The organism is Bacillus sp. AP50, from assembly GCF_040492675.1.
In the GTDB taxonomy this organism is placed as follows: Bacteria; Bacillota; Bacilli; order Bacillales; family Bacillaceae_G; genus Bacillus_A; species Bacillus_A cereus.
Genome location: NZ_JBEUTW010000431.1, coordinates 1 through 1,742 on the forward strand (window position 1 = coordinate 1; position 1,742 = coordinate 1,742).

A 1,742-nucleotide genomic window follows, 5' to 3' on the forward strand; every position below is an offset into this window, starting at 1 on the left:
ACAATGGAAAGGATACAGCCTAAACTTAAGTTTAGGTCAAGAGGAATTTTTTTAAATAAATATAGAATATCTATATATAAGAGTGAGAATTCTTATCATTTAAGAGAAAGTCTGTTATTATAAGAGATGTAGGTATTATATTTTCAAGGGGATGAAAACATGGAGTACAGAATTGAAAGAGATACATTAGGAGAAATAAAAGTTCCAGCTGATAAATTATGGGCAGCACAAACACAACGTAGTAAAGAAAACTTTCCAATTGGAACAGAGCAAATGCCGCTTGAAATTGTAAAAGCATTTGCAATTTTAAAGAAGAGTGCAGCGCTTAGCAATCAAAAATTAGGAAAGCTATCAGAAGAAAAAGCAGAAGCAATTGTAGAAGCTGCGGATGAAGTGATTGCAGGGAAATGGAATGAACATTTTCCGCTTGTCGTATGGCAAACAGGTAGTGGTACACAGTCAAACATGAATGTGAATGAAGTAATTGCAAATCGTGGGAATCAAATTTTGAAAGAGAAGGGATCTGACGTACATATTCATCCGAATGATGATGTGAACATGTCACAAAGTTCAAATGATACATTTCCAACGGCGCTTCATGTAGCTTGTGTAATCGCAGTAGAAAATCACGTATTACCAGCAATTACGAAATTAAAAGAAACTTTAGCAGAAAAAGTAACTGCATTTGAACATATTATAAAAATTGGTCGTACACATTTACAAGATGCAACGCCGTTAACTTTAGGGCAAGAAATTAGCGGATGGCACCGTATGCTTGAAAAAACAGAGCGTATGATTGCAGAGAGCAATACATATATGAAAGAGTTAGCAATTGGTGGAACTGCGGTTGGAACAGGTATTAATGCTCATCCTAAATTTGGTGAGATGGTATCAGAGGAAATTAGTCAATTTACAGGTAAACAATTTGTTTCTGCACCAAATAAGTTCCATGCATTAACGAGCCATGATGAAGTTGTATATACCCACGGTGCATTAAAAGCATTAGCTGCGGATCTAATGAAGATCGCTAACGATGTACGTTGGCTTGCAAGTGGTCCACGTAGTGGTCTTGGAGAAATTATTATTCCAGCAAATGAACCGGGAAGCTCTATTATGCCAGGTAAAGTAAATCCAACGCAAAGTGAAGCGTTAACGATGGTTGTAGCGCAAGTAATGGGGAATGATGCAACAATCGGATTTGCTGCGAGCCAAGGTAACTTTGAGTTAAATGTATTTAAACCTGTTATTGCTTATAACTTCTTACAATCAGCTCACTTATTAGCGGATGCAATTGTTTCGTTTAATGACAATTGTGCAGTTGGTATTGAAGCAGATGAAGAAGTAATTAATGAAAATGTGAATCGCTCACTAATGCTTGTAACAGCGCTAAACCCACATATCGGATATGAAAATGCAGCGAAAATTGCGAAGCATGCTCATAAAGAAGGATTAACTTTAAAAGAAGCAGCATTGCAATCTGGGCTACTAACAGAAGAGCAATTTGATGAAATTGTAGATCCAAAGAAAATGATTGCTCCAAAAGAGTAATAGAAAAAGCCAGGGTTCTTAGTATAGAATCTTGGCTTTTTTGATGTTCATTTTTATGTTTCATCTACTTGCAATACTACAAGCTTCAAAATATATTATTTGTTAGCAGGCGTATTCATTACTTTCATCTGTGGGCAGTTCTCTTTTAAGAGTGAAATGAATTTTTCTTCTTCTAGTGGTATGAAAGTGGTCAC

Annotated in this window: 1 protein-coding gene and 1 pseudogene; one reads left to right on the top strand and one right to left on the bottom strand. The window is 36.0% G+C overall.

Annotation, left to right across the window (positions count from 1 at the left end; translation table 11 throughout):
- Window positions 1–159: 159 nt before the first annotated feature.
- Window positions 160–1,548 carry a class II fumarate hydratase gene (gene fumC / locus ABWK52_RS23990; RefSeq protein WP_000456608.1) on the top strand — a complete coding sequence of 463 codons (1,389 nt, stop codon included), beginning with the start codon at window positions 160–162 and terminating at the stop codon, window positions 1,546–1,548.
- Window positions 1,549–1,643: 95 nt separating this feature from the next.
- Here fumC and ABWK52_RS29855 read toward each other — a convergent pair.
- Window positions 1,644–1,742: pseudogene (locus ABWK52_RS29855) on the bottom strand (PH domain-containing protein); the annotation flags it as partial.